The organism is Microbacterium sp. NPDC087591, assembly GCF_044743625.1.
GTDB lineage: Bacteria > Actinomycetota > Actinomycetes > Actinomycetales > Microbacteriaceae > Microbacterium.
This window is the reverse complement of the sequence record NZ_JBIUWU010000003.1, coordinates 489,231-511,324: the sequence shown is the minus strand read 5'-3', so window position 1 is coordinate 511,324 and position 22,094 is coordinate 489,231. Positions and strand designations below refer to the sequence as shown.

General features: G+C 68.8%; 18 protein-coding genes. 15 read left to right on the top strand and 3 right to left on the bottom strand.

The genetic code is table 11. The annotated features are described in order from the left end of the window. Nucleotides 1–89: 89 nt before the first annotated feature. From ACIOVG_RS16960 to ACIOVG_RS16935, 6 genes are all read left to right on the top strand, one after another. A complete protein-coding gene (locus ACIOVG_RS16960; RefSeq protein ID WP_400876042.1) occupies nucleotides 90–1,190 on the top strand; it encodes an ABC transporter substrate-binding protein in 1,101 nt (366 codons plus the stop codon). Then, complete coding sequence (locus ACIOVG_RS16955; protein ID WP_400876040.1) at nucleotides 1,190–1,987, top strand: ABC transporter ATP-binding protein; 798 nt, start codon at nucleotides 1,190–1,192, stop codon at nucleotides 1,985–1,987. The genes ACIOVG_RS16960 and ACIOVG_RS16955 overlap by 1 nt, the downstream gene beginning before the upstream one ends. Then, nucleotides 1,980–2,831, top strand: coding sequence for an ABC transporter permease (locus ACIOVG_RS16950; protein WP_400876037.1), 852 nt, complete (start codon nucleotides 1,980–1,982; stop codon nucleotides 2,829–2,831). The genes ACIOVG_RS16955 and ACIOVG_RS16950 overlap by 8 nt, the downstream gene beginning before the upstream one ends. A gap of 108 nt (nucleotides 2,832–2,939) precedes the next feature. Next, nucleotides 2,940–4,319: an NtaA/DmoA family FMN-dependent monooxygenase gene (locus ACIOVG_RS16945; protein WP_400876034.1), complete on the top strand. Its 1,380-nt coding sequence runs from the start codon at nucleotides 2,940–2,942 to the stop codon at nucleotides 4,317–4,319. A gap of 370 nt (nucleotides 4,320–4,689) precedes the next feature. Beyond that, nucleotides 4,690–5,496, top strand: a complete 807-nt coding sequence (locus ACIOVG_RS16940) for a hypothetical protein (protein WP_400876031.1) — start codon at nucleotides 4,690–4,692, stop codon at nucleotides 5,494–5,496. Between the two features lie 11 nt (nucleotides 5,497–5,507). After that, nucleotides 5,508–5,666, top strand: coding sequence for a hypothetical protein (locus ACIOVG_RS16935; RefSeq protein ID WP_400876029.1), 159 nt, complete (start codon nucleotides 5,508–5,510; stop codon nucleotides 5,664–5,666). Nucleotides 5,667–5,752: 86 nt separating this feature from the next. Here ACIOVG_RS16935 and ACIOVG_RS16930 read toward each other — a convergent pair whose 3' ends face one another. Then, nucleotides 5,753–6,346: a PadR family transcriptional regulator gene (locus ACIOVG_RS16930; protein WP_400876026.1), complete on the bottom strand. Its 594-nt coding sequence runs from the start codon at nucleotides 6,344–6,346 to the stop codon at nucleotides 5,753–5,755. Nucleotides 6,347–6,449: 103 nt separating this feature from the next. On the opposite strand from ACIOVG_RS16930, the gene ACIOVG_RS16925 reads away from it, so the two are divergent. Continuing rightward, a complete protein-coding gene (locus tag ACIOVG_RS16925; protein WP_400876024.1) occupies nucleotides 6,450–6,962 on the top strand; it encodes a flavin reductase family protein in 513 nt (170 codons plus the stop codon). After that, the gene (locus tag ACIOVG_RS16920; protein ID WP_400876021.1) at nucleotides 6,959–7,348 is read left to right on the top strand and encodes a riboflavin kinase; all 390 of its coding nucleotides are present in this window, start codon (nucleotides 6,959–6,961) and stop codon (nucleotides 7,346–7,348) included. Before ACIOVG_RS16925 ends, ACIOVG_RS16920 begins: the two co-directional genes overlap by 4 nt. An 8-nt stretch (nucleotides 7,349–7,356) precedes the next feature. Here the strand turns inward: ACIOVG_RS16920 and ACIOVG_RS16915 are convergent, their stop codons facing one another. Continuing rightward, nucleotides 7,357–8,865, bottom strand: a complete 1,509-nt coding sequence (locus ACIOVG_RS16915; protein WP_400876019.1) for a PucR family transcriptional regulator — start codon at nucleotides 8,863–8,865, stop codon at nucleotides 7,357–7,359. Between the two features lie 106 nt (nucleotides 8,866–8,971). Here ACIOVG_RS16915 and gabT point away from each other — a divergent pair, with 106 nt between their 5' ends. From gabT to poxB, 7 genes are all read left to right on the top strand, one after another. Continuing rightward, nucleotides 8,972–10,333 carry a 4-aminobutyrate--2-oxoglutarate transaminase gene (gene gabT / locus ACIOVG_RS16910; RefSeq protein WP_400876016.1) on the top strand — a complete coding sequence of 454 codons (1,362 nt, stop codon included), beginning with the start codon at nucleotides 8,972–8,974 and terminating at the stop codon, nucleotides 10,331–10,333. A gap of 109 nt (nucleotides 10,334–10,442) precedes the next feature. Beyond that, nucleotides 10,443–11,843 (top strand): flavin monoamine oxidase family protein, encoded by a 1,401-nt coding sequence (locus ACIOVG_RS16905; RefSeq protein ID WP_400876013.1) that lies wholly within the window; start codon nucleotides 10,443–10,445, stop codon nucleotides 11,841–11,843. Next, entirely contained in the window at nucleotides 11,843–12,733 is an 891-nt protein-coding gene (locus ACIOVG_RS16900) for a universal stress protein (RefSeq protein ID WP_400876011.1), read from the top strand. The genes ACIOVG_RS16905 and ACIOVG_RS16900 overlap by 1 nt, the downstream gene beginning before the upstream one ends. Next, nucleotides 12,733–14,322 (top strand): APC family permease, encoded by a 1,590-nt coding sequence (locus ACIOVG_RS16895; protein ID WP_400876009.1) that lies wholly within the window; start codon nucleotides 12,733–12,735, stop codon nucleotides 14,320–14,322. Before ACIOVG_RS16900 ends, ACIOVG_RS16895 begins: the two co-directional genes overlap by 1 nt. A 27-nt stretch (nucleotides 14,323–14,349) precedes the next feature. Next, nucleotides 14,350–15,825 carry an NAD-dependent succinate-semialdehyde dehydrogenase gene (locus tag ACIOVG_RS16890; RefSeq protein ID WP_400876006.1) on the top strand — a complete coding sequence of 492 codons (1,476 nt, stop codon included), beginning with the start codon at nucleotides 14,350–14,352 and terminating at the stop codon, nucleotides 15,823–15,825. A 23-nt stretch (nucleotides 15,826–15,848) separates the two neighbouring features. After that, nucleotides 15,849–17,213, top strand: a complete 1,365-nt coding sequence (locus tag ACIOVG_RS16885; RefSeq protein WP_400876003.1) for an NAD-dependent succinate-semialdehyde dehydrogenase — start codon at nucleotides 15,849–15,851, stop codon at nucleotides 17,211–17,213. Nucleotides 17,214–17,383: 170 nt separating this feature from the next. Then, on the top strand, nucleotides 17,384–19,108 hold the full coding sequence (gene poxB, locus ACIOVG_RS16880) for a ubiquinone-dependent pyruvate dehydrogenase (protein ID WP_400876001.1): 1,725 nt from the start codon (nucleotides 17,384–17,386) through the stop codon (nucleotides 19,106–19,108). Nucleotides 19,109–19,268: 160 nt separating this feature from the next. Here poxB and ACIOVG_RS16875 read toward each other — a convergent pair whose 3' ends face one another. Beyond that, on the bottom strand, nucleotides 19,269–22,067 hold the full coding sequence (locus ACIOVG_RS16875) for a hypothetical protein (protein ID WP_400875998.1): 2,799 nt from the start codon (nucleotides 22,065–22,067) through the stop codon (nucleotides 19,269–19,271). Nucleotides 22,068–22,094: the final 27 nt, after the last annotated feature.

Below are 22,094 nucleotides of genomic sequence, written 5' to 3'. Positions count from 1 at the left end.
GTCAAGAAGTAGTTTGTTGTTGCTTAGTCAATCTTGACTATGTTACTTTCAACGAGCCATCAATGACGAACGGCCGAGAAGGGACCCTCATGGCTACTTCCTCTGCGGAAACCCGATTCCGCACCACCGCCACCCTGACGTGCGTTCTCGCCGCCACGCTGACGCTCGGAGCCTGCTCCGCGCAACCAGCCGGCAGCGATACCGCCCCCACGGATGCCGCATCCGACACCTGCCAGCGCAACAAGGATGCCGGCAAGATCACCTACATCTCCGGCTACGGCTACTCGGCCAGCGCCGGACAGCTCGATGTGTTCCTCGCTGAGGAACTGGGCTACTTCGACGAGCTCTGCCTCGACGTCGAGATCAACGCCTCCGGCGCGAACGGGCAGCAGCTCGTCGCCTCCGGGCAGGCGCAGTTCACCGCGCTGGGGTCGGCATCCGATGTGATGCTCGCGGCGGCGAACAGCAAGAACCTCACCGCGGTCGCCACCTACGGCACCACCCCGCCGTTCTCGATCTTCGGCAACGAGAAGCTGAAGAGCCTGAAGGACCTCGAGGGTGGATCGCTGGGGTACTTCATCAACCTCACCCCGATCGCCTCCGCCATGCTCGACGAGGCCGGCGTCGACGTCTCGAAGGTCGAGATGGTCAAGATGACGAACTACGACCCGACCGTGGTCGTGCGCGGGCAGGTCGATGCCATCGTCGGCTACGCCTCCAACCAGCCGCAGTCGCTCAAGGCGCAGGACCTTCCGTTCAGCGAGTTCCTCCCCGCCGACCTCGGCGTCGAGGGCACGTACAACGTGATGGAGGTCAACTCCCGCTTCCTCGACGAGCACCGCGAGGTCGCCGCCGACTTCATGCGCGCGAGCCTCAAGGCGCTGCAATACTGCCTGGACGAGTCGGATGCCTGCATCGACAAGCTCGCCCAGCTCGCGGAGGACAACAACCAGGGTGCGGCGTTCCCGCGCGAGCAGCTCGCCCGCACGTGGGAGGTGGAGTCCGCCTGGGTCCGCGAGAGCGCCGGCGGCAACCCCGGCGTGCAGACCGCCGCGATGTGGGAGCCCGAGTACGCGCTCGTCGAGAAGTACGGCGACGTCAAGGACCTCCCCGCGATCGAGGACATGATGGATGCCGACCTGGTCGCCGACCTCTACGACGGCGACACGCTGATCTGGCCGGCGAAGTGATGTCGGCCGCACAGGGCGCCGGCGTCGAGGTCCGGAACGTCACCAAGACGTTCGGCGTCGATGGCGCACGGGTGACCGTGCTCGACGACGTGAGTCTGACGATCGGCATGGGCGAGTTCGTGTCGGTGATCGGTCCGAGCGGATGCGGCAAGTCGACGCTGCTCAAGGTCGTCGCCGGTCTCATCGACGCCGATTCCGGCAGTGTGACGATCGACGGCGAGAGCGTCGCCGCGGCGTCGAGGGACAAGAAGATCGGCCTCGTGCCGCAGTCTCCTGCCCTCCTGCCGTGGAAGACCGTGCAGGAGAACGTCGAGCTGCCGGTGCGCCTGAACCGCAAGGCGAACGGGGGCCGCGCGCTGCGCGACCCGCAGGAACTGCTGTCGACGTTCGGCCTCGGCCAGGCGATGAAGAAGTACCCGGGGCAGCTGTCCGGCGGCATGCAGCAGCGTGCGGCGATCGCCAGGGCGTTCGTGTTCGACCCGGCCATCATGCTGATGGACGAGCCGTTCTCGGCCCTCGACGAGATGAACCGCGACCTGCAGCGGATCGCACTGCTGGAGTTCTGGCAGTCGAACCGCAAGGCGGTCATGTTCGTGACCCACTCGGTGCCCGAGGCGATCATGCTCTCGGACCGCATCGTCGTGATGGCAGCCCACCCCGGGCGCATCGCCGCGGTGATCGATGTGAACCTGCCGCGGCCACGCACCGAAGAGGCGTACGCGACCGATGAGTTCCGCGAACTGGAAGCAGTCGTGCGCACCACTCTGCGCGCGCAGACGGAGAAAGCCCATGTCTGAGATGACGATCCGCGACACGACCGCGACGCTCGCCACCGCGCGGCTGCGTGCAGGTGCACGACGCGGCGGGATCCCGCCGTGGCTGCGCTGGGGCTCCTGGGGTCCCACCCTGATCACCTTCGTGATCGCCGCGACACTGTGGCAGGTGGTGGCCTGGACCAACCCGTACGTGCTCCCGACGCTGGAGGCGATCGGCGGCAGCCTCGTCGACGACGCCGGCATGTACTGGTCGAACTTCCTGGTCACACTGCTCGAGGTCGTGGTCGGCGCCTCCGCCGGCATCCTCGCGGGCTTCGTGCTCGCGGTGGTGATGGCCGAGTTCCAGATCATCGAGCGTGCGGTGATGCCGCTGGTCATCATCGTGATGGTGACGCCGATCGTGGCGATCGCCCCTGCGCTGGTCGTGGCGTTCGGCTTCGGCATGGTGCCGAAGTTCATCGTCACCGGTCTCGTGGTGTTCTTCCCGATGCTGGTCAACTCCCTGGCCGGGCTCCGTGACGTCGACCAGCGCGCGCTCGACGTCTTCAAGACGCTGCACGCCTCGCGCTGGGAGATCTTCCGCGAGCTGCGCTTCCCCGGCAGCATGCCGTACGTGTTCGCCGGATTGCGCATCGCGCTGCCGCTGGCCGTCGTCGGCGCCGCGGTCGCGGAGTTCGTCGCGGCCGGGCAGCAGGCCGGTCTCGGCTCTCTCGTGACGACGTCGGCCGCCCAGGCCAACCTGCCCGTCACCTGGGCCAGCATCGCCCTGCTCTGCCTGCTCGGCGTGCTCCTCATCATCCTCCTCGCTGTCGTGCGCAAGCGCGTGCTGTGGTGGAGTGACGGCGAGGTCACGGCGAAGGGCTGACGCCGCATCCTCATCCCGGGGCGGGACCCCCACCCGCCCCGGGGTTCCTCCGGCGTGCCCATCGCCAGGGGAAAACGACACGAACCACCCACAAGGAAGGCACCGCACATGACCGATCAGAACAGCGTCAAGCAGCTGCGTCTCGGCCTCTTCGAGAACGCGCAGGCGAACGACTCCGGCACCGCGACCTGGCGCCACCCCGACAACAAGCGGTACCTCTTCGACAGGTTCGAGTACTGGCGCGACACCGCCCGCATGGTCGAGGACGCCGGTTTCGACTTCCTCTTCCTCGCGGATGCCTGGGGCTGGGCCGACGTCGCAGGCGAACGTCCCGACATCTGCTCGGTCGAGGGTCTCGACCTGCCGCGCCTCGACCCCGCGATCATCCTCGCGGCCCTCATCCCCGAGACCACGCGTCTGGGACTCGTCGCCACCGGTTCGACCCTGCTCGAGCCGCCCTACTCCTTCGCGCGTCGGATGGCGACCCTCGACATCCTCTCCGGCGGACGCATCGGCTGGAACGTCGTCACCACCGGTACGGCCGACACGGCGGTGCAGGGCTTCGGAGTGCCCATGGTCGGGCACGACGAGCGCTACCTCATGGCCGACGACTTCATGCAGGTCGTCTACAAGCTGTGGGAGCAGGCCTGGGAGGAGGGGGCGCTGGAGCGGGACAAGTCCGGGCGCTTCGCCGACCCGTCCAAGGTGCACCGCATCGCGCACGACGGCCCGTACTTCCGCTCGCACGGGTACGGCAACACCTCGCGCTCGCCGCAGGGCACGCCGGTGCTCTTCCAAGCCGGAGCCTCTCCCGCCGGCCGTGAGTTCGGCGGCAAGCACGGCGAGGCGATCTTCGTGGGCAGCGGCTCGGTCGAGCAGCTTCGTGCGCACTCGACCGCGATCCGCGAAGAGGCGGTGAAGAACGGCCGTGCAGCGAACGACGTCAAGATCATGTCGGCGTTCGCCGCGATCATCGGCAGCACGGAGGAGGAGGCACAGCGCAAGTACGCCGAGGTCGCCGACGCGCAGAACCCCGACGTCACGGTCGCCTCTTACGCGTGGTTCACCGGCCTCGACCTCTCGGCCTACGCGCCGAGCACGCCGATGGCCGAGCTGAGCACCGAGCTGTCGCAGACGCAGGTGGCCCGTTTCGCCGACAAGACGGTCGGCGACGTGCTCGGCGATTGGCACGCGCACGGTGTCGGCGCCCGGCCGATCGTCGGCACTCCCGAGCAGGTGGCGGACCGGATGATCGAGCTCGCCGATGGCGCCGACCTCGACGGATTCCTGTTCGCCCCCGTCGTCCCTCCGGCATCCACGGTCGACTTCATCGAGCACGTGCTGCCGATCCTCAAGGAGCGCGGGGCGATCGTGGAGCCCTCATCGGAGCCGCAGTCGCTGCGCGAGCGCCTGATCGGCACGCCGACCCCGGCGCTGGCCGACACGCACACCGGATCGCAGTACCGGCGGACGATGTCGCGTGTCTGACACCCTCACGGGCGTCGCCGTGGTGGGGAGCACGAACCTCGATCTCGTGGTCGAGGTGTCGCGCCCCCCGCTCGTCGGCGAGACCCTGCTCGGGCGTGCGGGCGGCCGCTTCGGGTGTGGCGTTGCTCGGAGTGGGCGCGGGCGGGGAAAGTTCGCAGACATGTTGGCAGGGTCTGCTGTCAAGCGCGGTGGGCGAGTTGAGCCGTCGTGGATCCCCAACTGTGCGGATAGCACGAGCTTTTCGACTTTGTAAGGAGTTGGTCGGTCCCCGAAGAAGGGGATACACCAGTTGCTCACACGTCACTAGGTTGAGAAATTCGTGACGCCAATGGAGGGTGAAGGAAATATGGCTTCAAATCGAAAGCGTCGGATGACGCTCGGCGCTTGTTTCACAGTGGGTGTTCTCACCGCTGCGTCCTTAGGGTATGTGGCCGGGTCAGTCTCCCATGAACCTGAACATGCGAAGGACGGCATTATCACAGAGGCCACAACGTTCACTGCGGTGTCGGCCAGCGGCCAGACTTCCACGTTGACGGGGGAAGACGCGGAGACCTACGAGGAGTTCTCCACCCCGATCGATCAGAGCGAGGTGACGTTCGACGAGAACGTTGACCTGTCACCCGTTGAGGTGGCGGAGCGCAAGGAGGCTCTTGCCACTGACTACGTCGAAGGCGAGCCGCCGAGTCTTGAAGATCTTGAGTTCTTGCGCGCGTATCTCATCGATGGAGAGCCTGCCGCTGACGCCGGGACACCCGTGATAGAGACGGTTGCTTTCGGCGGGTCTGGAAGTGTTGCTCCCGCTGCTCTCTATAACCTTAACCAGCCGTTCAATGTGACCAGATCTGGCGCTGGTGCTACTGCAAACGCGAATGGTCGTGTCACCGGTGGCATCAATATTGTGGATGCGAACTGGGGTGTTTCCTGGACGACAAAGCGTACGGGCGGGGCAGCTCTCACCAAGATCACGAGCTCGGTGAGAGCCGATGCATTCGGGGCTGTGGCAGGGTGGCCGTTCGTCGGGTTGGTCTACTCTCGGTCGTATAGTGCCACCTCTCCAAGCGGGGCAAGCAGCTGGTCCTTCGCTCGGAGCGGAAAAGTTGTGGCAGCGGTCGCGTACATGCAGGTCGACTGCAAGTCGTTTGTCTACACCAAATCTGGCTCGTTCAGCTTGCCGTAAGGAGCAACCAAATGGACGCATCACTCTTCAGCTGGTCCGGATTGATCATCACCGTGCTCGTTGTCGTAGCAATCTTCGCGATCATCTTCTTCGCGGTGCGCGGGATTGTTCGGTTCGTCCAGCGACGACGGCAACTGCGAGCGGAGGCCCTCGCTCCTCGACAGCTCTGATTCGGGGCAATCACTGCGTCGCTGAACCCTTCGGTGATCGCGAGCTGGGCTCGAGCCGCTGACGGCTCGGGCCCAGCCTGAGGCGGCTACTCGCTCGCTGCGGCGGTCTCGGCGACGGTCTCACCGGCGAACACGTACTCGCCGTCGCGCAGGCGCCCGAGCAGGTCGAGCAGCCACTGCTTCTCCGCCGTGAGCCGCGCGGTGGAGAGGTCGAAGATCTCGCGGACGTACTTCGGCGTGGTCTCGGAGCGCAGGGTGTCCTGCACGTCGAAGCCGTTCTGCGTGATGATCGCGTCGCTCTTGATGAGGCGATGCTCGAGGCCGGCGATCACCTCCTGCCGGCTCAGCACGAACATGAACGAGGCGACCGTCATGATGGCCTGGGTGTCGAAGGCGGCGACGTTCCAGAGGTTCTCGCGCAGCATCCGCTGCAGTTCCACCTCGCCGGCCGGCGTGATGCTGTAGGTGGTGCGGGCAGGGCGCTTGCCCTCGGTCTCGGTGCCGCTCTCGGTGATGTAGCCGTCGACCTCGAGCGCGCGAAGGGCGTTGTAGATCGAGCCGGGCTGGATGTGCGCCCATTCGTCGACGTGCCAGGTCATCAGCTCGCGGCGGAGGAAGTACCCGTGCACGGGCTGGAACTGCTTCACGGCGCCGAGGACGACGAGGCGGGTGGTCGACATGCCCTCATGCTAACGGCTGGGGGCGGGAAGTCGTGGTTGTTTGCATGGTCAAAGTTGCCTATGATCAGAACTAGTCAAAGTTGACTAACGAAAGGATGCAGAAATGACGACTGCCGCGACTGAGACCCTGCCCAGGGACCGCGCCCTCCGCCGTGCCTTCTCTGTGTACCCGACCGGTGTCGTCGCCCTCGCCGCCGAGGTCGACGGTCGAGCCGTGGGGATGGCCGTCAACTCGTTCACGTCGATCTCGCTCGAGCCCGCGCTGGTGGCGATCAGTGCGGCGCGCACCTCGAAGACCTGGCCGGTGCTGCGCGCCGTGCCCGAGCTCGGCATGAGCGTGCTCGCTGCGCATCACGAGCCGCTCAGCCGCCTGCTCTCCTCGCGGGAGGACGACCGGTTCGGCGCCCACGGCTGGCATCGCAGCGAGCAGGGCGCCGTGCTCGTACAGGATGCCGCCCTGTGGCTCACCTGCCGCCTGCACAGCACCTTCGACGGCGGCGACCACGAGGTGGCGCTCTACGAGATCGCCGACATCACCGTGTTCGACGACATCGAGCCGCTGGTCTTCCAGCAGAGTCGCTACCGCTCGATCGCGGCATCCGAACTTCCGGGGTGACCGCCCAGGCCCCGCGGATGTTGCGCGGCGACGTCGTGCCGGGCGACGGCCGCGGACGCCTCCTCGGATTCCCGACCGCGAATCTGCGGTGCCGCGACGGTCAGCTGCCGGACGACGGGATCTATGCGGCGTGGGTGCGGATCGATGATGATCCGACGCCCCGGGCCGGCACGGTGAGCGTCGGGACCAACCCGACCTTCGCCGGTGTGCGGGAGCGCCGCGTCGAAGTGCACCTGCACGCGACCGAGGTCGACCTGTACGGTCGCACGCTCGCGGTGGAGCTCGTGGCCTACCTGCGCCCCACGCTGTGCTTCGCCGACGCGGATGCCCTCATCGCCCAGTCGGTCATCGACATCGCCGACAGCGACGCCGCCCTCGCCCGCTGAGGACGCGGTCACTCCCTGGCCGTCTGCAGCAGCGTCCACAGTTCCGCTCGAGCGGGGAAGGTCGATAGGTCGGTGCCCAGGAGGGAGCCGGCCTGGGAGATGCGGGCGCGGAGCGTGTGCCGGTGCACGCCGAGCACCACCGCTGCGGACTCCGCGCGGGCGTCGTGCTCCAACCAGCACCGCAGCGACCATTCCAGTTCGGACCCCGTGCGGGCATCGTGCTCGCGCAGCGGAGCCAGCCGCGACTCGGCCACCAGTCGTGCCTCATCCGTGGCCAGTGCGGACAGGATGCTGGCGCCGATCGTGTCGGCGTAGCGCTCGGCGCCGGTGGTCCCGTGCTGGCGCAGCACGGTGAGCGCCTGGGCGTGCGCGCGGGAGAAGGCGTCGAAGCCCTCGGGTTCCGAGACGCCGATCCGGACGCCGAAGCGCGTCGCGACCTCGTCGAGGAGCGCTTCGTCATTCGCGGAGACGCAGAGGGTGAGGCCGTCGTCCGCTTCGGCGAGGAAGTAGGCGGTGCCATGCTCGGTACGCTGCCGCTCCCACCAGTCGGCGAGCGGGCCGGCGGGAGCGTCTGCCGCGACAGCCACGACCATCGGGGTCTGGGGGAGTCCGCCGAGCACCCGTCGAGCCAGGGTCGGGTCGTCGTCGAGCAGCGAGACCAGCAGTTGCGTGTTCAAGCGGCGGCGGCTGCGGGCGAGCTGCTCGCTCTGCTCCATCGAGAGTCCGGCCATCGCGATCACCGAGGTGACGACGGAACGCGCCTCCTGGTCGAGCGCATCGATCGCGAGGGCGATCACTCCGCGCAACTGCCCGCCGCGTCCGATCGTGAACAGCATGAAGGTGTGCTCGTCGATCGTGAGCGACTGGCCCGCTTCGAGCCCGCGCGCGAGGATCTCCATCACGCGCTCGCCGAGCCGGTCGAGCACGGCGCGTCCGATCGCATCGCGTGGATGGGTCACGGCCAGGGCGCCGGCGGCGTCGAACATCCCCACCCAGGCGCTGAGGCGGCGTCCCAGTTCGTCCAGCGTCGCGTCGAGTCCGCGCGGACGGAGGGCGGCGAGGGCGAGGCCGCGCTGTGTGTCGAGGGCCCAGGAGCGGCGCGCGTACGCCTGCGCGGCGATCGCCTCGGAGTGCGCGCGCGCCACGGCGATGAAGGGGGTGCGGTAGGGGACTTCGAACAGGGGGAGGCCGCGGGTCACGCAGGCGGTGAGGAGCTCTTCCGGGATGCCGGTGCGATGCACCTCGGTGCCGAAGCCGAGCCCCAGGACGCCGCGGTCGATCAGGCGGCTCACATAGAGGTCGATCGCCTCGGCGTCGTCGAACTGGGTGCCGGTGGTGAGCAGCACGAGGTCTTCGGCCAGGAACGGCGTGGGGTCGGCCAGGTCGGAGCTGTGCACCCACCGCAGAGGGCGGTCGAGCGCCTCGGCGGGGAGGGAGTCGTCGGGGGAGACCAGACGCAGCCCCAGATCGCGGCGGGACAGCAGGGCCCGCAGCGTCGGTTGCTCTGCGCTGGCCATGGTTCCTCCTGGGCGTCTGCTCCGCTGTACAGGACGTACAGCGGAACAGTCAGATTGTACAAGGTGGCGAATGCGGCATGTCGGAGGGTGACCGTACGCTCGCGACATGGCACTCCTCGACACCGCAGCTGTTGCAGTTCCCCTCGGCGGACCCGACCTCCCCCAGGAGCGTCGTCTGGTCACCGAACTCCCCGGGCCCCGCTCGGCCGAGATCCTGGCGCGCAAGGCGGATGCCGTCGCCGCCGGTGTCGGTCACACCGTGCCCGTCGCGACCGTAGCCGCCGGCGGCGGAGTCGTCGTCGACGCAGACGGCAACTCGCTCATCGACCTCGGGTCCGGCATCGCCGTGACCACGGTGGGCAACGCGCACCCCAAGGTCGCCGCCGCCGTGGCCGCGCAGGCGGCGCAGTTCACCCACACCTGCTTCATGATCTCGCCGTACGAGTCGTACATCGAGGTCGCCGAAGCGCTCAACCGGGTCACCCCCGGCGACTTCGCCAAGAAGAGCGCGCTGTTCAACTCCGGCGCAGAGGCCGTCGAGAACGCGATCAAGATCGCCCGCAAGCACACCGGCCGCCAGGCGGTCGTCGCCTTCGACCACGGCTACCACGGCCGCACGAACCTGACCATGGCGCTGACCGCCAAGTCCATGCCGTACAAGAGCGGATTCGGGCCCTTCGCCCCCGAGGTGTACCGCGCCCCGATGTCGTACCCGTTCCGCGACGGACTCGCAGGACCGGAGGCCGCAGCCCGTGTCATCCTGCAGCTCGAGAAGCAGATCGGCGCCGACAACCTGGCCGCCGTCATCATCGAGCCGATCCAGGGCGAGGGCGGCTTCATCGTCCCGGCCGACGGCTTCCTGCCCGCGATCGTCGAGTGGTGCCGCGCGAACGGCGTGGTCTTCATCGCCGACGAGGTGCAGACCGGCTTCGCCCGCACCGGTCACATGTTCGCGAGCGAGATCTTCGGCATCGAGCCCGACCTCATCACGACGGCCAAGGGCATCGCCGGCGGGCTTCCGCTCGCCGCCGTGACCGGTCGCTCCGAGATCATGGACGCCTCGCACGCCGGCGGACTCGGCGGCACCTACGGCGGCAACCCGATCGCCTGCGCTGCGGCGCTCGCCGCGATCGACGTCTTCGAGAACGACGGAGTGATCGAGCGCGCCCGCGAGATCGGCGCGATCCTCACCGAGCGTCTCACCGCGATCCAGCAGAAAGACCCGCGCGTCGGCGACGTCCGCGGTCACGGCGCGATGATCGCGGCCGAGTTCGTCGACCCCGAGACCAACGCTCCCGACGCCGCACTCACCGCGGCCGTCGCGAAGGCGTGCATCGCACAGGGCGTCATCGTCCTCACCTGCGGTACGTACGGCAACGTCATCCGCTTCCTCCCTCCGCTCGCGATCGGCGACGATCTCCTGCGCGAAGGACTCGACGTCGTCGCCGCGGCACTCGCTGCGGCCTAGGAGAAGCCCGAGGTCGCGCTCCCGCGCGGCCCCACCCCACGTCCGGTCGCGACCCCAATCGGGGGATTTCGGGTCGCGACCGGCATTTTTCCCAACGAAGGAGTTGCAGATGGCTGAGATCACACGCGACGTGCTCATCGTCGGCGCCGGAGCCGCAGGGCTCACAGCGGCGAACGACCTGCGGAAGGCCGGCCTCTCGGTCGCCGTCCTCGAGGCGAGGGACCGGGTCGGAGGGCGACTCTGGACCGACGTCATCGACGGCGCCATGCTCGAGATCGGCGGACAGTGGGTCTCGCCCGATCAGGATGCGCTGATCGACACGGTCGCCGAGCTCGGCCTGGAGACGTACAGCCGCTACCGCGAAGGGGACAGCGTCTACGTCGGACCCGACGGCCAGAGTCACCGTTTCACGGGTGAGATGTTCCCGGTATCGGCGGAGACCGAGCGTGTGATCGCCGAGATCACCGAGCGGCTCGACGCGATGGTCGCCGAGATCGACCCGGACAAGCCCTGGGAGCACCCGAACGCCGCCGAGTGGGACTCCGTCACCTGGGACGCCTGGCTGCGCGCGCAGACCGATGACGACGAGGCCGTGCGCAACCTGGCCTTCGCGACCGGCTCCGCGATGCTCACCAAGCCGACTCACGCGTTCTCTCTGCTGCAGTCGCTGCTGATGGCGGCATCCGCCGGCTCCTACTCGCACCTGGTCGACGCGGACTTCATCCTCGACAAGCGCGTCGTGGGCGGGCTGCAGCAGGTGCCGATCCGGCTCGCCGAGCGCCTGGGCGACGACGTGTTCCTGAACCAGCCGGTGCGCACGCTCGAATGGGGCGACCCTTCGACAGGCTCAGGGGCCCAGTTCGTGCGGGCCACCACCGACGACCTGACCGTCAGCGCCCGTTTCGCGATCCTCGCGCACGCCCCGGTGCTGTACGACCGCATCTCGTTCGTGCCGCCGCTGCCACGGCGTCAGCACCAGCTGCACCAGCACCTCTCGATGGGCTTCGTGATCAAGGTGCACGCCGTCTACGACCGGCCGTTCTGGCGCGAGCAGGGTCTGAGCGGCACCGCGTTCAGCCCGTACGAGCTCTCGCACGAGGCCTACGACAACACCAACCACGGCGACGAGCGCGGAACCCTGGTCGGCTTCGTCTCCGACCGCAACGCGGACGGTGTCTTCGAGCTCTCGGCGGAGGAGCGCAAGGAGCGCATCCTCGAGTCGCTCTCGCACTACTACGGCCCCGAGGCCAAGAACCCTGTCGTGTACTACGAGAGCGACTGGGGCAGCGAGGAGTGGACCCGGGGTGCCTACGCAGCGAGCTTCGACATGGGGGGCCTGCACCGCTACGGTGCCGACCTGCGCACCCCGGTCGGACCCATCAGCTTCGCCTGCAGCGACATGGCCGGAGCCGGCTACCAGCACGTCGACGGCGCGATCCGCATGGGGCGCCTGGTCGCCTCGCAGATCGTGGAGTCGAGCCGCGACGCCGGCTCCGCCGAGGGCAGCTGATGCCCGGGGGGTCGATCGTCGTCGGCTACACGGCGACGGATGCGGGGGCCGACGCGGCCGCTCTCGGCGCGCGCCTCGCCCGCAGCCTCGGCGCGCAGCTGCACCTCGTGCTCGTACTCCCGTCCGAAGGGACGCGCAGCCCGTCGGTGGTCCCGCCCGAGCGCGCCTATGAGGATCACATCAAGGCCCAGGCCAGGCAATGGCTGCAGGACGCCATCGTCCGGCTGCCTCAGGAGATCGCTCGCAGCGGTCACGTGCGCATCGCCGAGTCGTTCGCCGAAGGGCTGATCGCCGCCGGTGAGGAGTTCGGCGCGCGCCTCATCGTGGTCGGAGCCGCAGGGGGAGGCATCTTCGGGCGCCACCGCCTCGGAAGCGTCGCCTCCGAGCTGCTGCATTCCTCCACGATCCCCGTCGCGCTCGCTCCCGCCGGAACGGCCTCGACCGACGATCACGTCATCTCCCGGGTCACGGTCGCCGTCGGTACCCGTCCGGGCGCCGATGCGCTCCTCGACGAGGCCGTCGCCGTCGCGAGGGACAGCGGCAGCGGCATCCGCCTCGTCTCCCTCGTCCCGTTCGATGTCCCCCCGGGGCTCGACACCGGCGCCATCCGGCTGGTCGGAAACGCGCACGCGGATGAGGCGCTCGCCAAGGTCGCCTCGGCACTGCCGAGCGGCCTCGACGCCTCCTCCGTGGATGCGCCCGGCGACAGCGTCGAAGATGCCGTCGCTCATCTCTCCTGGCTTCCGGGCGAGGTCGTCCTCGTCGGATCGAGCAGGCTCGCCCAGCCGCGTCGGCTCTTCCTCGGCTCCACGGCAGCGAAGATGCTGCACGAGCTTCCCGTACCAATGATCGTCGTCCCGCGTACGCGTGGCGAGGGAGGAACCCTCTGATGACCACGACAGGTCGGGCAATGGAGCCCGAGTTCGGCGGAGCCACCGACGCCGCGGCGCCGGTGACCGGGGGGATCTCCCGCAAGGGACTCAGCGTCGGCACCGTCGGCGTGCTCGGTGCGCTGGTGATGGGGATCTCGTGCATCGCCCCGGCGTACACGTACACGGCCGGCATCGGCGGCGCGGTGGGCGCCGTCGGATTCCAAGTGCCCGCGATCCTGTTGCTCGGGTTCATCCCGATGCTCCTCGTCGCCTTCGGGTACCGCGAACTCAACAAGGCCATGCCCGACTCGGGCACCAGCTTCACCTGGGCGACCAGGGCATTCGGACCGTACGTCGGCTGGATGGCGGGGTGGGGTCTGATCGTCGCGACGATCCTGGTGCTCTCCAACCTCGCCGGCATCGCCGTGGACTTCCTCTTCCTGCTCATCTCGCAGATCTCCGGCAATGAGGCGATCGCCGAGATCACTCGCAACCCGTTCGTGAACGTGGCCGTGTGTCTGATCTTCGTCGCTCTCGCCGCCTGGGTGTCGTATCGGGACGTCTCGACCTCGCAGAAGCTGCAGTACGGCCTCGTGGCGTTCCAGATCGTGATCCTGGTGGTGTTCGCCGTGATGGCGATCGTGCAGACCGTCCAGGGTGGCGCCTTCGAGCCGCACATGCCCGAACTCTCGTGGTTCAACCCCTTCGCGATCCAGGGCGGGATCTCGGTGATCGTGATGGGCCTCTCCGCCTCGGTCTTCATGTTCTGGGGATGGGACGTCACCCTCACGATGAACGAAGAGGCCAAGGATCCAGAGCGCACGCCCGGACGCGCGGCCATGCTCACGGTGCTCTCGATCATCGCGATCTACCTGCTGCTCACGGTCAGCAGCCTGATGTACTCCGGCATCGGCGACGAGGGCCTCGGGCTCATGAACGAGGACATCGGCGGCAACGTGTTCTTCGCCCTGTCCGGCCCGGTGATGGGGGGCCTTGCGTTCCTGCTCTCGCTGGCCGTGCTGACCTCGTCGGCATCGTCGCTGCAGTCGACGTTCATCTCCCCGGCCAGGACTCTGCTCGCGATGGGGCACTACGGGGCGATGCCGCAGCGATTCGCCGGTGTCAACCCGCGGTTCTTCACGCCGGGATTCGCGACGATCGCCTCGGCCATCGTCGCGGGCGGGTTCTACGCCGTGATGCGCTTCCTCAGCGAGGACGCGCTGTGGGACACGATCCTCGCGCTGGGCATGATGATCTGCTTCTACTACGGCATCACCGCGCTGTCGTGTGTGTGGTACTTCCGTCACCAGTGGTTCGACTCGGGCAAGGACTTCTTCTTCAAGCTCGCGAGCCCCCTCGTCGGTGGAGTCATCCTGCTGGTGCTCTTCGTGATCACCGCGATCGACAGCCTCGCACCCGACTTCGGATCGATCGCCATCGGCGCCGATGCGAACGGTGAGGGCGGCATCGGCATCGTGTTCTTCATCGGCGTCGGTCTGCTCGTCTTCGGCGCCGTGCTGATGCTCGTCCAGAGGATCGTGAATCCCGACTTCTTCCGCGGCAAGACGCTGAGCATGGACGCCCCGCCGAGCGCCCGCCGTCGCTGACCCCCACTCCCCACAGAAAGAGAATCCATGAGCACTCAGATCGCACCGGCAGAGCAGGCGCTGCTCGACAGCATCCCCACCGGCCTCTTCATCGGCGGTCAGTGGGTCGACGGCGAGACCGGCGGCACCTTCGATGTGAAGGACCCGTCGACGGGCGAGGTCATCCGGACGATCGCGGATGCGACGCCGGGCGACGGCATCCGTGCACTCGACGCCGCGGTCGCCGCACAGGACTCGTGGGCAGCCACCGCCCCGCGTACGCGCAGCGACATCCTGCGTCGTGCGTTCGACCTCGTGCAGGCGCGCAAGGAGGACCTGGCGCTGCTCATGACCCTCGAGATGGGCAAGCCGCTCGCCGAGGCGCGGGGCGAGGTCGGCTACGGCGGCGAGTTCCTCCGTTGGTTCAGCGAAGAGGCGGTGCGCATCAACGGCCGCTACGGACTCAACCCCGAGGGCACGGGCCACATGGTCGTGTCGCAGCGTCCGGTCGGCCCGTCGTTCTTCGTCACGCCGTGGAACTTCCCGTTCGCGATGGCCACGCGCAAGATCGCTCCGGCCCTCGCCGCGGGATGCACCGTGGTGATCAAGCCCCCGGCACTCACGCCGCTGACGACCATCTTCTTCGTGTCGCTGCTGGAGGAGGCCGGACTTCCCGCCGGCGTCGTCAACGTCGTGCAGACCTCGCGTTCGAGCGCGCTGTCTGCTCCGATCATCGCCGACCCTCGTCTGCGCAAGCTCTCCTTCACCGGCTCCACCGAGGTGGGCCGCAAGCTCATCGCGCAGGCTGCCGAGGGCGTGCTGCGCGTGTCGATGGAGCTCGGCGGCAACGCGCCGTTCGTGGTCTTCGACGACGCCGATCTCGACAAGGCAGTGGAGGGCGCGCTGGCCGCGAAGTTCCGCAACATCGGCCAGGCGTGCACGGCGGCCAACCGCTTCATCGTGCATAAGGACATCGCCGGTGAGTTCGCCAAGCGCATCACCGAGCGCGTCGACGCCATGAAGATCGGTCGCGGCACCGAGGACGGCGTGGCGATCGGACCGCTCATCGACGACGACGCCGTCGCCAAGGCCGGCGAGCTCGTCGACGAGGCCGTGGGCCGTGGCGCCACGTTGCTCGCAGGAGGCAAGGCGCTCGACGGCGTCGGCAGCTTCTACGAGCCGACCGTGCTCACCGACGTGGTCGCCGGCAGCGCGATCCTGCGCGAGGAGATCTTCGGACCGGTGCTCGCGATCGCCACCTTCGAGACCGAGGAAGAGGCCGTGCGCCTGGCCAACGACACCGAGTACGGACTGGTGTCGTACGTGTTCACGGAGAGCCTGCAGCGCGGTCAGCGCATGATCGACGCTCTCGAGACCGGCATGATGGGTCTCAACGTGGGCGTGGTGTCGAACGCGGCAGCTCCCTTCGGCGGCGTCAAGCAGTCCGGCGTCGGCCGCGAGGGTGGCTTCGAGGGCATCCACGAGTACCTGTCCACCAAGTACACGCTGATCCCGGTCTCCTGACCGGCCTGCAGAGAGGACGAGACATGACCGACTACGCCGTCATCAACCCCGCCACCGGAGAGACGCTGGCGTCCTTCGACACCTTCACCGACGCGCAGATCGAGGAGGCCGTCGCGGCCGCCGACGACGCGCACCGGGAGTGGTCGCGCTCGTCGACCGTCGCGGAGCGTGCCGCGCTGCTGCGCCGTGCCGCCGAGCTGCACCGCGAGCGTCGCGAGGCTCTCGCCGACGTGTTCGTGCGCGAGATGGGCAAGCCGCGCGAGGCCGCTCTGGGCGAGGTCGACTTCGCCGCCGACATCGCCGAGTACTACGCCGACCAGGCCGAGGCGATCATGGCCGACCAGCCGATCGCGATCCTCGGAGATGGTTCGGCGATCATCCGTCGTTCGTCGCTGGGCCCGCTCGTCGGCATCATGCCGTGGAACTTCCCGGCCTACCAGATCGTGCGTTTCGCGGCGCCGAACCTCATCGTCGGCAACACGATCCTGCTGAAGCCGGCACCGCAGTGCCCCGAGTCGTCGACCGCGCTCGAGGCGATCTATCACGATGCGGGATTCCCGAAGGGCGCCTACCAGAACGTCCTGGCGACCAACGAGCAGATCGCCACGATGATCGCGGACCCCCGCGTGCAGGGTGTCTCGCTCACGGGTTCCGAGCGTGCGGGGGCGGCGGTGGCCGAGATCGCCGGTCGCAACCTCAAGAAGGTCGCGCTCGAGCTCGGCGGTTCCGACCCGTTCATCGTGCTGTCCACCGACGACCTCGACGCGACGGTGCAGGCGGGTGTCGACGCGCGACTGGACAACAACGGCCAGGCCTGCAACGGCGCCAAGCGCTTCATCATCGTCGACGGTCTCTACGACTCCTTCGTCGAGAAGTTCACGGCGGCGATGGCATCCGTGCAGGCGACCGACCCCACCCTCGACGACACCGTGCTCGGGCCGGTGGCGTCGGAGACCGCGGCCGAGAACCTGCAGAAGCAGATCGACCGTGCCGTGGAGCAGGGGGCGACGCTGCTCACCGGAGGCACCCGAGACGGCGCCTTCTTCGCGCCCACCGTGCTCGCCGACGTCACGCCGGAGATGGACGTGTACCGCGAGGAACTCTTCGGCCCCGCAGCGGTCGTCTACCGCGTCGCGGATGAGGCGGCTGCGGTCGCGCTCGCGAACGACACGTCGTTCGGCCTCGGCTCCTACGTCTTCACGACGGATGCCGAGCAGGCCGAGCGCGTGGCCGACCAGATCGAGGCGGGCATGGTCTACGTCAACCTCGTGCTGGCCGACAGCCCGGAGCTGCCGTTCGGCGGCGTGAAGCGCAGCGGCACGTCGCGCGAGCTGGGACACCTGGCCGCCGACGAGTTCGTGAACCGCAAGCTCATCCGTGTCGGCTGAGTCTTCGCACTTCTCACGACAGGGGCGGATGCTGCATGGCATCCGCCCCTGTCGTGTGTGCGCAGCGGGATCTCGGAGATCGACCGGATCTCGGAGAATAGTGCCGGTTCGGGTCCGAAGCGCGGCAGAACTCCGAGGCCCCTCGACCGGGCCGGGCGTAGGGTCGAAGCATGGCCAATGTCGCTGAGAACATCGTCAAGACTCTGCACGCCAACGGGATCGACCGTGTCTACGGCCTTCCCGGTGATTCGCTCAACGGATTCACGGATGCCCTCCGCAAGGACGGCACGATCCGCTGGGTGCATGTGCGACACGAGGAGGCTGCCGCATTCGCCGCCGCAGCGGATGCCGCCACCACGGGAGAGCTCGCGGTCGTCGCGGGCTCCTGCGGGCCGGGCAACCTGCACCTCATCAACGGCCTCTACGACGCGAACCGTTCGCGCGTGCCCGTGCTCGCCATCGCCGCACACATCCCGACCACCGAGATCGGCACCGGGTACTTCCAGGAGACGCATCCGCAGGAGTTGTTCCGCGAGTGCAGCGTGTACGTGGAGTACGTCGCGGACCCGAAGCAGATGCCGCGACTCCTGGAGATCGCGATGCGCGCCGCCATCGAGCAGCGCGGAGTCGCGGTGCTCGTGATCCCCGGCGACGTGGCGCTGGCCGAGATCGCCGACGACCGTGCCGTGGTGATCGAGCGCGCCCGTCCGGTCATCGTCCCGAGCGGGGCGGAACTCGAGCAGGCGGCGACGCTGCTGAACGCGGCGAAGAAGGTCACGATCCTCGCCGGCGCCGGAGTCGAGGGGGCTCATGACGAGGTCATCGCACTGGCCGACCGGCTGGGCGCGCCGATCGTGCACGCACTCCGCGGCAAGGAGTTCATCGAGTACGACAACCCCTTCGACGTCGGGATGACCGGCCTGCTCGGCTTCGCCTCCGGCTACCGGGCGATGGAGGCGGCGGATGCGCTGCTCGTGCTGGGCAGCGACTTCCCGTACGAGCAGTTCTACCCGGAGCACGCCACGACCATCCAGGTCGACATCCGGGGCTCTCAGCTCGGCAAGCGGCATCCGCTCGATCTGGGGCTGGTCGGCGACGTCCGCGCGACCGCCGAGGCGCTCCTGCCGCGACTGGCCGAGAGGCAGGACCGCTCCCACCTCGACGACTCGACCGCCCATTACCGCAAGACCAGGGCGAAGCTCGACGACCTCGCGGTGCCGACCAAGGCCGGGCGTCCGATCCACCCGCAGTACCTCGCGCGGCTGCTGAACGAGCAGGCCGCGGACGACGCGATCTTCACGGCCGATGTCGGTTCACCCACCGTCTGGGCCGCGCGGTACCTGAAGATGAGCGAGCACCGTCGCCTGATCGGCTCGTTCACCCACGGCTCGATGGCGAACGCGCTGTTGCACGGCATCGGGGCGCAGGTCGCGCATCCGGATCGTCAAGTGGTCGCCCTGGCCGGCGACGGAGGACTCGCGATGATGCTCGGCGAGCTCATCACCCTGACGCAGAACGATCTGCCGGTCAAGACGATCGTGGTGAACAACTCCTCGCTCAACTTCGTGGAGCTGGAGATGAAGGCCGCCGGATTCGTCACCTACGGCACCGACCTGAAGAACCCGAGCTTCGCCGCGATCGCCGAGGCCATGGGCATCTTCGCGCGTCGCGTCGAGCGCAGCGAGGACCTGCCGGATGCCGTCCGCGAAGTCCTCGCCCACGACGGTCCCGCCCTGCTCGACGTCGTCACCGAGCGCCAGGAGCTGTCGATGCCGCCCGCGATCGAGGCGGCGCAGGTGAAGGGCTTCGCGCTCTACGCCATCCGCACGGTCATGTCGGGCCGCGGCGACGAGCTGCTCGATCTCGCTCGCGCGAACTGGCGCCAGCTGTTCTGAGAGCGCGGGCGGGGGTGCCCTTCGTCGGATCCTGAGCGAGCGGAGCGAGACGCAGGGCGCTGCGCTGGCTCCGGGGCGGTGGGGTGCCCTTCCGCTCGCTCAGGGTGCGGAGTCCGCTCCCTGAGCGACGAGCGCAGCGAGGAGACGAAGGGCGCCGCGCTCAGCTCTCGATGAGCGCGCGCACCTCCGCGGCCTCGCCGTGACGGCCGAGCGCCTCGAGCGTGTCGCCGAGCTCCAAACCGGCCACCTGTCGCAGGGGCGGGTGGGCGGCGCCGTGCTCGAGAGCGCTGCGGTACACGGCAACGGCGTCGCCCGCGCGGTCGTTTCCGACGAGCAGACGGGCGACGAACAGCTCCGAGCCTCCTGCCGCGCCGGTGTCACCGATCTCCGCGAACGCATCCGCGGCGGTCAGCGCGGCGGCGACGGCTTCGTCGACGCGGCCGATCTCGGCCAGCGCCCGGCCGCGGGAGTCGGTGACGTCGGCGAGCAGCCAGTGGGCCTCGTGCTCCTGCGCGAGTGCGGCGACCTCGTCGAACAGCGCGAACGCGCGCTCGTCCTGCCGTCCGCCGTAGACCTGGCCGAGGTTGTGCAGCACCTCGACGTGGGCGCCGACCGCATCGGGTGCGCGGCGCACGATCTCCGCGGCGGACTCCAGCAGCGCGAGCGCGTCGTCGTTCTCGTCGAACCGGGCGAGGATCTTGGCCTGCTCGGTCATCGAGATCGCCTGGTCCGCGTGCTCTTCGGCCTCTCCGTACAGCGTGGCCGCGTAGCCGAAGGCGCCGACGGCCTGGCCGTACTCGCCCGCGCCGGTCAGGGCCCGCGCCAGCATCGACGCGGTCATGGCGCGGGAGCCGGCGGGCACCTCCGCCTGCTCCTCCTGCTCGAGCACCGTGCCGAACAGCTCCGCCGCCTCTTCGGCATCGCCCACCGCGAGCATGGCGCGCGCCAGACGGAAGTTCGCCCCGGCGAGGTCACCGCCCTCCTGCGCGACCAGACGCGCGGTCACCCGGTAGCGGGCCAGAGACTTCTCCGGCTGGCCGGCATCCTCCCAGAGCGCGCCGGCGAGCAGATGGGCTGCGGCGAGAGCCCGGGTGGCGCCGAGACCGGCGAGCAGGCGGCAGGCCTCATCGGCATCCGTCGCGCCATCCACGTAGGCATCGGAGCCGCCACGCACGCGGGCACGCGTCTGCAGCGCCTGGGCACGGTGGCCGATGCTGAGGTCGTCCTGCGCCAGGAAGCGATCGAGCAGGGAGGCGCCCGATTCGATGTCGCCCTTGCTCAGCACGGCGTGGATCGCCACGAGCGTGGTCGTGTTCGACAGCCGGGTGTCCTCCGCTTCGGCGAACGCCCGCGCGGCGTGCTCTGCCAGGTCGAGCGCGGCATCCGCCTCGTCGGACTGCAGGTGCAGTGACGCGCGGCTGATGGCGAGGTCGCCGCGCGACCAGGCGGGCAGCGACGCGGCGTCGGCCAGTGCGTCCTCGAGGTCCGCGGTGGTCTCCGGGGTGTTCAGGCCGAACGTGGCCAGGCCCAGACGCTCCTCGAGCCCGGCCTGCACGTCCTTCCCGGCCTCGCGCAGTGCGGCCACGCGCGCGGGGAGCAGCTCGGCGGCCTCCTCGGCGCGGTCGAGCGCGACCAGGATGCCGATGCGCATCGACAGCAGCTGAGCCCGCTTGTAGGGGTCTTCCACACCGCTCGCACGGGGGAGGGCCTCGAGCGTCTCGTGCTCGGCGCCGTACTGCGCGAGCTCCATCGCGCGGTCGAACCAGCCGTCGGCGTCGACAGGGCTCGTGGCCGCGGGCGTCGCCACGAAGGCGTCGGAGCGGATCGGCACGTCGTACTGCTCGGTCGCCAGGGCCCGCATCCGTTCGAGGGCCTGCGCGTGGCCGTCGGTGCCGTCGCGCCGGTCGAACTCCGCGCCGATGCGCTCGGCCGTGGCCCATGCCGTCGCGGCGAGCTCCTGCGCCGTCCAGGCGCCATCGTGCGCGCCGAAGAACTGCTCCAGGGCCGGGGCGTCGGCGCCGCGCACCGGGGTGTCGCCATGACCGGTCGCGGTGACGCGGTCGAGGGCGAATGCGAAGGCGGCCAGCGCGGCGAAGTGCGCGTCGACGTTGAGCCCGTCGTGCGCGAGCCAGGAGATGTGCCGCTCGACCAGCGACAGCGCGCGCGCCTCGTTGCCGGTCAGTGCCGCGAACACGATGTTGTTGGCGACGATGCGGAGGTTGTCGGGGTTGTCCTTGGCGAGACGGTAGCTGCGCAGGTGCGCGGTCTTCGCCTCCTCGCCGCGGCCGGCACGCAGATAGGGCAGCAGCACGCGCGACAGGGCGTGCTCCGGCTCCTCGCCGCAGGAGAAACCGCCCTCGATCATCTCCTCGACCAGGCGGATGGCGTCGGCATCCCGGCCCGTCTCGGCGAAGAAGCCCGCGAACTGGCTGCGTCCGCACGCGTCGCAGTGGCTGTGCTCGTCGCGCGGAGTGGCTTCGAGCTGCACGCGCAGCGCCTCGGCATCCGCGATCCGTCCGGCGTCCCATGCGTCTTCGAAACGCGCCGTCAGCACGCCGCTGAGGCCCAGCCCGGCGGTGCGGTAGTGGGACTCCATGTCGTCGAGAACCGCGACGATCTGCTCCTGCGAGAACGCGGGCGAGGAACGCAGCGACGAGGCCATCCACTTGAACTGCCACATCAGGTCGGCGCCACCGTAGTCGAGGTCGCTCGGGAAGCGCTGCGGGTCGGCGTCGTGATGCGCGAGGCACCAGGCGAAGGAGTTCAGCATGACGTCGGTCGCGCCGTTCATGTTCGCCGACGCGGTCTGCCGCATGCGCGCCTCGTACTCGAGCCGCTCGTCGCCGATCTCCTGCGCCAGGGCGACGGCCTCGGAGACGAGAGCCTGCTCGGCAGGACCCCACGGGGTGCGGTCGATCTCTTCGAGCAGCTGCTGGAAGCGCTTCTTCGGACGTGCCATGGACGGGTCCCTTCGATGGGTCGGTAC

What these genes read in the sequence shown, in the direction of transcription:
- ACIOVG_RS16875 (WP_400875998.1), bottom strand. Translation starts at nt 22,067, where the DNA reads ATGGCACGTCCGAAGAAGCGCTTCCAGCAGCTGCTCGAAGAGATCGAC.
- ACIOVG_RS16905 (WP_400876013.1), top strand. Translation starts at nt 10,443, where the DNA reads ATGGCTGAGATCACACGCGACGTGCTCATCGTCGGCGCCGGAGCCGCA.
- ACIOVG_RS16890 (WP_400876006.1), top strand. Translation starts at nt 14,350, where the DNA reads ATGAGCACTCAGATCGCACCGGCAGAGCAGGCGCTGCTCGACAGCATC.
- ACIOVG_RS16950 (WP_400876037.1), top strand. Translation starts at nt 1,980, where the DNA reads ATGTCTGAGATGACGATCCGCGACACGACCGCGACGCTCGCCACCGCG.
- ACIOVG_RS16925 (WP_400876024.1), top strand. Translation starts at nt 6,450, where the DNA reads ATGACGACTGCCGCGACTGAGACCCTGCCCAGGGACCGCGCCCTCCGC.
- ACIOVG_RS16945 (WP_400876034.1), top strand. Translation starts at nt 2,940, where the DNA reads ATGACCGATCAGAACAGCGTCAAGCAGCTGCGTCTCGGCCTCTTCGAG.
- ACIOVG_RS16960 (WP_400876042.1), top strand. Translation starts at nt 90, where the DNA reads ATGGCTACTTCCTCTGCGGAAACCCGATTCCGCACCACCGCCACCCTG.
- ACIOVG_RS16940 (WP_400876031.1), top strand. Translation starts at nt 4,690, where the DNA reads ATGACGCTCGGCGCTTGTTTCACAGTGGGTGTTCTCACCGCTGCGTCC.
- gabT (WP_400876016.1), top strand. Translation starts at nt 8,972, where the DNA reads ATGGCACTCCTCGACACCGCAGCTGTTGCAGTTCCCCTCGGCGGACCC.
- ACIOVG_RS16935 (WP_400876029.1), top strand. Translation starts at nt 5,508, where the DNA reads ATGGACGCATCACTCTTCAGCTGGTCCGGATTGATCATCACCGTGCTC.
- ACIOVG_RS16930 (WP_400876026.1), bottom strand. Translation starts at nt 6,346, where the DNA reads ATGTCGACCACCCGCCTCGTCGTCCTCGGCGCCGTGAAGCAGTTCCAG.
- ACIOVG_RS16955 (WP_400876040.1), top strand. Translation starts at nt 1,190, where the DNA reads ATGTCGGCCGCACAGGGCGCCGGCGTCGAGGTCCGGAACGTCACCAAG.
- ACIOVG_RS16885 (WP_400876003.1), top strand. Translation starts at nt 15,849, where the DNA reads ATGACCGACTACGCCGTCATCAACCCCGCCACCGGAGAGACGCTGGCG.
- ACIOVG_RS16900 (WP_400876011.1), top strand. Translation starts at nt 11,843, where the DNA reads ATGCCCGGGGGGTCGATCGTCGTCGGCTACACGGCGACGGATGCGGGG.
- ACIOVG_RS16915 (WP_400876019.1), bottom strand. Translation starts at nt 8,865, where the DNA reads ATGGCCAGCGCAGAGCAACCGACGCTGCGGGCCCTGCTGTCCCGCCGC.
- poxB (WP_400876001.1), top strand. Translation starts at nt 17,384, where the DNA reads ATGGCCAATGTCGCTGAGAACATCGTCAAGACTCTGCACGCCAACGGG.
- ACIOVG_RS16895 (WP_400876009.1), top strand. Translation starts at nt 12,733, where the DNA reads ATGACCACGACAGGTCGGGCAATGGAGCCCGAGTTCGGCGGAGCCACC.